Source organism: Pantoea sp. CTOTU49201 (genome assembly GCF_032054795.1).
In the GTDB taxonomy this organism is placed as follows: Bacteria; Pseudomonadota; Gammaproteobacteria; order Enterobacterales; family Enterobacteriaceae; genus Pantoea; species Pantoea symbiotica.
Genome location: NZ_DAMBSA010000086.1, coordinates 4,457 through 13,213, shown reverse-complemented (window position 1 = coordinate 13,213; position 8,757 = coordinate 4,457). Strand labels below are relative to the sequence as shown.

Annotated in this window: 8 protein-coding genes and 1 pseudogene; 6 read left to right on the top strand and 3 right to left on the bottom strand. The window is 57.3% G+C overall.

The features are described from left to right. The 5 genes from RTY00_RS08625 to fhuB all read left to right on the top strand — a co-directional run. Positions 1-185: hypothetical protein (locus RTY00_RS08625; protein WP_312664129.1), on the top strand; the 185-nt coding region annotated here is incomplete at its 5' end. A 143-nt stretch (positions 186-328) separates the two neighbouring features. Next, positions 329-2,518: a ferrichrome porin FhuA gene (gene fhuA / locus RTY00_RS08620; RefSeq protein ID WP_312664128.1), complete on the top strand. Its 2,190-nt coding sequence runs from the start codon at positions 329-331 to the stop codon at positions 2,516-2,518. A gap of 55 nt (positions 2,519-2,573) precedes the next feature. Continuing rightward, positions 2,574-3,368 carry a Fe3+-hydroxamate ABC transporter ATP-binding protein FhuC gene (gene fhuC / locus RTY00_RS08615; protein ID WP_007888799.1) on the top strand — a complete coding sequence of 265 codons (795 nt, stop codon included), beginning with the start codon at positions 2,574-2,576 and terminating at the stop codon, positions 3,366-3,368. Between the two features lie 9 nt (positions 3,369-3,377). Then, the gene (gene fhuD / locus RTY00_RS08610) at positions 3,378-4,256 is read left to right on the top strand and encodes a Fe(3+)-hydroxamate ABC transporter substrate-binding protein FhuD (protein WP_312664127.1); all 879 of its coding nucleotides are present in this window, start codon (positions 3,378-3,380) and stop codon (positions 4,254-4,256) included. Next, positions 4,256-6,232 (top strand): Fe(3+)-hydroxamate ABC transporter permease FhuB, encoded by a 1,977-nt coding sequence (gene fhuB / locus RTY00_RS08605; RefSeq protein ID WP_312664126.1) that lies wholly within the window; start codon positions 4,256-4,258, stop codon positions 6,230-6,232. Before fhuD ends, fhuB begins: the two co-directional genes overlap by 1 nt. A 57-nt stretch (positions 6,233-6,289) precedes the next feature. On the opposite strand, the gene hemL is transcribed toward fhuB, so the two are convergent. Further along, positions 6,290-7,570, bottom strand: a complete 1,281-nt coding sequence (hemL, locus tag RTY00_RS08600) for a glutamate-1-semialdehyde 2,1-aminomutase (protein WP_008108498.1) — start codon at positions 7,568-7,570, stop codon at positions 6,290-6,292. Positions 7,571-7,771: 201 nt separating this feature from the next. Between hemL and erpA the strand changes: the two genes are divergently transcribed. After that, the gene (erpA, locus tag RTY00_RS08595; protein ID WP_007893884.1) at positions 7,772-8,119 is read left to right on the top strand and encodes an iron-sulfur cluster insertion protein ErpA; all 348 of its coding nucleotides are present in this window, start codon (positions 7,772-7,774) and stop codon (positions 8,117-8,119) included. Positions 8,120-8,154: 35 nt separating this feature from the next. On the opposite strand, the gene RTY00_RS08590 is transcribed toward erpA, so the two are convergent. After that, a complete protein-coding gene (locus tag RTY00_RS08590) occupies positions 8,155-8,406 on the bottom strand; it encodes a hypothetical protein (protein WP_312664125.1) in 252 nt (83 codons plus the stop codon). 108 nt (positions 8,407-8,514) lie between these two features. After that, positions 8,515-8,757, bottom strand: a pseudogene (locus tag RTY00_RS08585) (vitamin B12 ABC transporter substrate-binding protein BtuF); the annotation flags it as partial.

Below are 8,757 nucleotides of genomic sequence, written 5' to 3'. Positions count from 1 at the left end.
TCTGCGGGAAGGAGAATGCAGGACATAAGCAATTAGCGGGCCATTTTTTTAAGTTTATGATTTTACTTGTTATCGTTGGTTTGGCGCTCCGTCGGGATGAAATAAACTTCCTCTGTGCGGCAATGCAATTTCCCGATTGCCGGCCTCCGCTCCTTTTATTGCTCATTTATTATTTGCGATCATGAATATGCGCGATCTGGCTGTAAACGCCGCGCTTACAGGCATTAATCGTTGCGAATATGACGCTATTTCGCCTAAAATCCGTGCGTCATAATAATCATTCTCGTTTGTATTCGCCTGCATCGACTTTTTTCGAGAGACCTCATTTATGAATACGCGAAACACCAATCCTTGTTTTTTACGCCCGCGTTCGCTGGCTTGGTTTATTTCACTGACTCTGGGTACGTTCAGCGTGCAGGCGTTGGCAGAAGATACCGTGGTTGTCAGCGCCGATGGCGGCAGCGGCGTGGCGCAAGAAAATGCATGGGGACCATCCCCGACCATCGCGGCCAAACGCAGCGCCACCGGCACCAAAACCGATACACCAATCGAGAAGAACCCGCAGTCAATCTCTGTGGTCACGCAGGAAGAGATGGCGATGAAAAACGTCACCAGCGTGAAAGGGGCTTTCAACTACACGCCTGGCGTATTGACCGGCAACCGCGGCAGCTCCAATGTCATTGATGCGCTTTCTATTCGCGGCTTCAGCGAAACCAACACCAACCAATATCTTGATGGCCTGAAACTGCAGGGCGATAACTACTCTGAGTTTGCTATCGATCCCTATTTCCTTGAGCGCGCCGAGCTGTTGCGCGGTCCGGTTTCGGTGCTGTACGGCAAGAGCAATCCGGGCGGCGTGGTGTCGCTGGTGAGTAAGCGTCCGACGCAGGAGACGCTGCGTGAAGTGCAGTTCCAGATGGGCACCAACAATCAGTTCTCCACCGGTTTCGATTTCGGCGGTTCGCTGGATGATGACGGCGTTTACAGCTATCGCCTGACCGGCCTCGCGCGCAGCGCTGATGCGCAGCAGGAGATGAACAAAGAGAAGCGCTACACCATTGCGCCATCGTTCAGCTGGCGTCCGGATGAGAACACGCGTTTTGATCTGCTGACCTACTTCCAGAACGAACCGGAAACCGGCTATTACGGCTGGTTGCCGCGTCAGGGCACCGTGGTGGGCATCACGCGTCCTGACGGCAGCAGCTACAAGCTGCCGACCAACTTTGATGAAGGTGAAGACAGCAACAAAATTTCGCGCAACACCAAGATGGTGGGCTACAACTTCGAGCACAGCTTCAACGACACCTGGACGGTGCGACAGAATCTGCGCTATGCGGATTTGAGAACGGATTATCGCAGTATTTATGGCAGCAGCTTTAATCCTGTTACGCTGGAAATTAATCGAGGTTCTGCTGTTTCAAACGAAAAATTGAACCAGTTCGCATTGGATAACCAGGTTCAAGCTAAATTTGCCACCGGTGCCGTGGATCATACTTTGTTGATGGGCGTGGATTATCAGCGTACCCGCAATGATATTGATGCTGCCTTCGGCAGCGCCGCGCCAATCAGTGCAATCAATCCGCAATATGGCAATGACGCGGTTATCGGTACGCCATTCCCGTATCAATATCTAAACCGTCAGGAACAAACTGGCCTCTACTCCCAGGATCAAATGGAGTGGAACCGTTGGGTGCTGACGTTAGGTGGTCGCTATGATTACGCGATGACCTCAGCATTGAACCGTAACGGTAATACAGAAGAGAAAAATCACGATCAGGCCTTCACCTGGCGCGGTGGTTTGAACTATGTGTTTGATAACGGCATCGCGCCGTATTTCAGCTATAGCGAATCGTTTATTCCTACAGCGGGTACCACTTCCAGCGGTCAAACATTCGATCCTTCACGCGCTAAGCAGTACGAAGCCGGTGTGAAATATGTGCCAAAAGATCGTCCGATTGTTATTACAGGTGCGGTCTACCAGCTCACGAAAACGAAGAATCTCACAGCCGATCCCGATAGCCTGCAATTCAGCGTACAGGGTGGTGAAATCCGTTCGCGCGGCGTGGAGTTAGAAGCCAAAGCGGCGGTAAATGCCAATATCAACCTGACAGCCGCTTACTCTTACACAGATGCCGAATATACGCATGACACCTTGCTGAAAGGCAAAACACCGGTGCAGGTGCCGAAGCATATGGCATCACTGTGGAGCGATTACACCTTCCATGAGACCGCGCTATCGGGTGTCACCGTGGGTGCCGGTGTGCGTTATGTCGGCGAGAGCAAAGGGTTGTACGCCAGCGGCGACGATGCGAACCAAAACTTCGACGTAGCCGGTTACACCACGGTTGATGCCGCGCTGAAATACGATCTCGCACGCTTTGGCATGCCGGGCTCAAGCATCGGCGTTAACGTCAATAACCTGTTCGATCGTGAATACGTCGCCAGCTGCTACCGCGATTACGCCTGTTACTGGGGCGCTGAGCGCCAGATCGTCGGTACTGCGACCTTCCGTTTCTAATCGTGTTACGTAGGTCGCCATAAATGGCGACTCTACAGATTAACCAGGGATTATCATGCAGCATCCGCACCACGCAGAAACCACCTTCAGGCTGGATAACGTCAGTTTTCGTGTGCCAGGCCGCACGCTGCTTCATCCGCTGTCGCTAACGTTTGCACCGGGTAAAGTCACCGCGCTGATTGGTCATAACGGTTCCGGCAAATCCACGCTGTTGAAAATGCTCGGTCGGCACCATGCGGCGAGTGAAGGGCGCGTGTTGCTGAATGAGGACGCGGTCGATAACTGGGGCAGCAAAGATTTTGCGCGTCAGGTAGCGTATCTGCCGCAGCAACTGCCAGCGGCGGAAGGCATGACGGTACGCGAGCTGGTGGCGATTGGCCGCTATCCGTGGCACGGCGCGCTGGGCCGCTATGGTCAGGAAGATCGCGATCGGGTAGAAGAGGCGATTACGCTGGTGGGATTAAAGCCTTTTGCCGGGCGTCTGGTGGATAGCCTTTCTGGCGGCGAGCGCCAGCGTGCCTGGCTGGCGATGCTGGTGGCGCAGAACAGTCGCTGTCTGCTGCTGGATGAACCGACGTCGGCGCTGGATATCGCCCATCAGGTTGATGTGCTGGCGCTGATTCAACGTCTCAGCCGCGAACGTGGGCTGACGGTGATTGCGGTGCTACACGATCTCAATATGGCGGCGCGCTATTGCGATCGTCTGGTGGCATTACGCGGTGGCGAAGTGATTGCCGAAGGCGGCCCTGAGGTGATCATGCAGGCCGATGTGCTGGGCAACATTTACGGTATTCCGATGGGCATTTTGCCGCATCCGCTGGGCGGCGCGCCCGTCAGTTTCGTTTATTAAGGCCTCGCCATGTTCGACATTTCTCGCCGCCGCCTGCTGACGGCGCTGGCGCTTTCCCCCTTGATGTCCGTGTTGCCGCTGCGTGCCGCCGTGCCAGATGCGCAGCGCATTCTGGCGCTGGAGTGGCTGCCAGTGGAGCTGCTGATGGCGCTCGGCGTGACGCCACTCGGCGTGGCCGACATGCACAACTACAACATTTGGGTCGGCGATCCGCAGCTGCCGTCCAGCGTTATCGATCTCGGTCTGCGCACCGAACCCAATCTGGAGCTGATGACGCAGCTCGAACCTTCGCTCATCCTGCACTCCAATGGTTACGGCCCGGCGCTGGATAAGCTGCAGCGCATCGCGCCGACCATGGGTTTTGACCTTAATAGCGGCGACGGCAAACCGCTTAGCACTGCGCGTCACTCGCTGCATGCGCTCGGCGCGCGTCTTGGCCGTGAAGCGCAGGCCGTGCAGCATCTGCAGTATGTGGATGAGCAGCTGGCGGCGGCGCGTGAACGCCTCAAACCGTGGGCCGACCGTCCGGTGCTGCTGATGTCGCTGATGGACAGCCGCCACGCGATTACCTTCGGTAAAAACAGCCTGTTCCTCGAAGTGATGGAGATCCTTGGCTTGAGCAACGCGTGGCAGGGTGAAACCAACTTCTGGGGCAGCGCAGTCGTTGGGTTGGAGCGGCTGGCGGAAGTGGGTGATGTGCAGGTGATCTGCTTCGATCACGATAACGATCGCGATATGCAGCAAGTGATGGCTACCGCGCTGTGGCAGGCGCTGCCGTTTGTGCGCGCGCAGCGTTTCCAGCGTGTTCCCGCGGTGTGGTATTACGGCGCGACCTATTCGGCGCTGAAATTTGTCCGCGTGCTGGAACACGCGCTGGAGTCGCACTGATGCGCAATCGTCTTTTTCCCGTCGCGCTGTTAAGTGCGGTCTTTCTGCTGGCGCTGGCCTTAACTTTTATCAATTTGCGGCAGGCGCTGCCGGGCGATCAGTGGTCGCAGGCGTTTTTCGCGCCTGACATCAACAATATTCAGCAAGTGGTGTTTCATCACAGTTTGCTGTCGCGGCTGGCGCTGTCGTTGCTGGTTGGCGCGGGCCTTGGCCTCGCCGGTTTGCTGTTTCAACAGGTGCTGCGCAATCCGCTGGCGGAACCCACCACGCTGGGCGTGTCGTCGGGCGCGCAACTGGGGATTACCGTCGCGACATTATGGCATTTGCCGGGTGGCGAGCTCACGCAGCAGTTTGCGGCGATGGGCGGCGCGGTGCTGGTCGGCATTCTGGTATTCGGCGTGGCCTGGGGCAAACGTCTGTCGCCAGTGACGCTGATCCTGGCTGGGCTGGTATTGAGTTTGTACGCCGGTTCGGTGAATCAAATCTTCGCTATCTTCAATCACGATCAGCTGCAAAACATGTTCCTGTGGAGTACCGGCGCGCTCAACCAGCTGGATGGACACAACGTGGCCCAACTGTGGCCGCGTCTGCTGCTGGCATTTGTGGTGGCGCTGGCGCTGCTGCGCCCGCTGACGTTGATGGGGCTCGATGATGGCGTAGCGAAAAATCTTGGTCTGGCGCTGTCGGCGGCACGTATTGCCGCGCTGGCGCTGGCGATTTTGCTTAGCGCGCAGTTGGTCAATGTCGCGGGGATCATCGGCTTTATCGGCCTGTTTGCGCCGCTGCTGGCGAAGATGCTCGGCGGACGTCGCCTGATTAGCCGCATGATGCTGGCCCCGTTGATTGGTGCGCTGCTGCTGTGGCTGGCCGATCAGTGCGTGCTGTGGCTCACCAGCCACTGGCGCGAAGTCTCCACCGGCACGGCGACCGCGCTGATCGGTGTGCCGATTCTGCTGTGGCTGTTGCCGCGCTTGCGTACCGGCTCGGTGCCACCGGCGCTTAATCAGGGCGATAGCGTGCCGGCTGAGCGGCAGAACGTCTTGCGCTGGTGTCTGATTGGATTACTGGTTCTGGGCGTATTCAGCTGGGTTGGTATTACCTTTGGTCGCGATGCGCACGGCTTTGCGTGGGTGGGCGGCGATATGCTGCAGCAGCTGCTGCCGTGGCGCGCGCCGCGCGTATTGGCCGCGCTGATTGTCGGCATGATGCTCGGCGTGGCGGGTGCGCTGATCCAGCGTCTCACCGGCAATCCGATGGCGAGCCCGGAAGTGCTGGGCATTAGCTCGGGTGCGGCGTGTGGCGTGGTGGTAATGATGTTCTTTGTGCCGGGTGATGCGGTGGCGTGGCTGTTGCCTGCCGGTGCGCTGGGTGCAGCATTGACGCTGATGATTATTATGCTGGTGGCGAGTCGCGGTGGCTTCTCACCAGAACGCATGTTGCTGGCGGGCATGGCACTCAACAGCGCGTTCGTCACTATTTTAATGGTGCTACTGGCCAGCGGCGATCCGCGCATGGGCGGCTTGCTGAGCTGGATTTCCGGTTCAACCTACAACATCAATATGCAGCAGGCGGTGCAAAGCGCGGTGGTGGGTTTGGTGCTGATTGCGCTGGCACCGCTGGCGAGTCGGTGGTTAACGTTGTTGCCACTCGGCAGCGCCACCGCGCGTTCAGCGGGTATGGCGCTGACCACCTCGCGCCTTAGCTTGCTGTTGCTGGCGGCGGCATTGACCGCCACGGCAACCTTAACCATCGGGCCGCTGAGCTTTATCGGGCTGATGGCGCCACATATCGTGCGTATGCTTGGGTTCCGCCGTGCGTTACCGCAGGTGTTGATGGCTGGTTTGTTAGGCGGCGGTTTGATGATTTTCGCCGACTGGTGCGGCAGGATGCTGGCGTTCCCGGATCAAATTCCAGCCGGGTTGATGGCGACCTTCTTTGGTGCGCCGTACTTTATCTGGTTGTTGCGGCGGGCGTAGTGTTGGTCGCCATTAATGGCGACCCTACGAAAATGCGTAGGATCGCATTTAGCAATTTTACAGTTTCGCGAAGCTGCGGCGTGCGGCATCGATGGTGCGCTGAATATCTTCTTTGCTGTGCGCCAGTGACATAAAGCCGGCTTCGAAAGCGGATGGCGCGAGGTAAACGCCTTCTTCCAGCATCAGGTGGAAGAAGCGCTTGAAGCGTTCCACATCACACTGAGTCACGTCCTGATAGCAGGTGACTTCATCGGCATCGGTGAAGAAAATCCCGAACATGCCGCCCACGTGGTTGATCACCAGCGGAATGTTTTCGGCCTTCGCTGCGGCCAGCAAGCCTTGCGCTAATTGGGTGGTCAGATCGGTCAGCGTACTGTGGGTGCCCGGCTGCGCAATCTGCGACAGACACGCGAAGCCCGCCGCCATGGCAATCGGGTTACCGGACAAAGTACCGGCCTGATAAACCGGACCGGTTGGCGCCAACGCATCCATCACATCGCGACGACCACCAAAAGCACCAACCGGCATGCCGCCGCCAATGATTTTACCGAGGCAGGTCAGGTCTGGCGTCACGTCGTAATAGGCCTGAGCACCGCCCAACGCGACACGGAAGCCGGTCATCACTTCGTCGATGATCAGCAGCGCGCCGAATTCGTCACACAGCGCACGCAGGCCCGGCAGGAAGTCCGGCTGCGGTGGAATGCAGTTCATGTTACCCGCGACCGGCTCAACGATGATGCAGGCGATATCCTCAGGATATTGCTCGAAAGCCGCACGCACGGTGCTGAGATCGTTATAGGTGCAGGTCAGCGTGTGTTTTGCGAAATCGGCCGGTACGCCCGGCGAGTTTGGCTGTCCCAGTGTCAGCGCGCCGGAGCCAGCTTTCACCAGCAGGCAGTCGGCGTGGCCGTGATAGCAGCCTTCGAACTTGATGATTTTGTCGCGATGGGTGAAGCCGCGCGCCAGGCGAATGGCGCTCATGGTGGCTTCGGTGCCGGAGTTAACCATGCGCACCATGTCCATGCTCGGCACCAGCTCGCATACCAGCTCGGCCATTTTCACTTCCATCTCGGTCGGCGCGCCGAAGCTCAGACCGCGCGCGGCCGCTTCAATCACCGCGTTACGGATGTTGGCGTTGTTGTGACCCAGCACCATCGGGCCCCACGAACCGACATAATCGATATAGCCTTTGCCGTCGGCGTCATACAGATACGCACCGTCAGCGCGTTCGATGAACAGCGGCACACCGCCCACACCGGTAAATGCACGTACCGGGGAGTTCACACCGCCGGGGATCAGGCGTTGCGCTGCGGCATACAGGTTTTCTGACTTACTCATTGTTCTGCTCCTGCTGTTCGGGAAAAAAATCTGGCGCCATTCTACGGGAATAACGGCTTGCGCTAAAGTTTAGGGTATATACTTTCCTGCGCATGCGGCGGCACGCAGTGCCAAGCTTGAGACTTGATTGCACTGGACGGCTGGCAGATAATAGCGAGATTAAGGTCGTTTTCTGACCTCGACGTTTACCCGGAGTAAAAGATGAGTGACGACTTAGCAGCGCTGCCTTTGCAATTCACTGATGCAGCAGCAAAAAAAGTGAAAAATCTGATTTCTGATGAAGAGAATCCTGAGCTGAAATTGCGCGTTTATATTACCGGCGGCGGCTGCAGCGGTTTCCAGTACGGCTTCACCTTTGACGATCAAATGAATGACGGCGACATGACCATCGAGAAACAAGGCGTGGCGCTGGTGGTGGATCCGATGAGCCTGCAATATCTGGTGGGCGGTTCCGTGGATTACACCGAAGGCCTGGAAGGTTCACGTTTTATCGTGACCAACCCGAATGCCAAAACCACCTGCGGTTGCGGTTCTTCCTTCAGCATCTAATGCTGCTTCTGGCTGCCGTTCTGGTAGCCAGATTCCTACCACTCAATGGTCACTAAACGCGCAGATTCATGGCGCGTAGCATCGCGTTTTAACACACGTTCGGTAATGCGCGGCTGCGCGCTGAAATGGCGTCCACAATCCACGGTGGGCAGAGTGTGTTCATTCTGGCGTGAGATATCGCAACGCGAGAATAACGTCAAGGTGACGGCGATAGAGCCGGTCGACGTGGCCGCACTCAGTGGTGCAGCGATCACGAGCCCTATGGCCAGCAGCAGTGCTCTGGTCATGAATAGTTCCTGGTGAAGACAAAATTGCGCTAAGCGCTAAAAATGGGCACAGAGCATACGTGGCCGCTGCGCCTTGTATTATGATTTACGACAATTTCTGCCGGATCTTTAATCTTTATTGGTGCTTTTTTTCGTCGGATGTAAATCTGCACACAGCTGTTTCGCCGCCAGCAGCATGCGAGGCCCCGGACGGCTCAGCCAGTCGTCATTGATGGCGATCACCGGCACATCCAGCTGCGGCTGCCAGAATTTGGCCATGCTGGCGGCCTGTGCGGCGTCACCGCCAATCACAATCGCCTGCGGATGGCGCATCAGTACTTGTTCACGGCTCACCTGCGGCCAACTGACGCT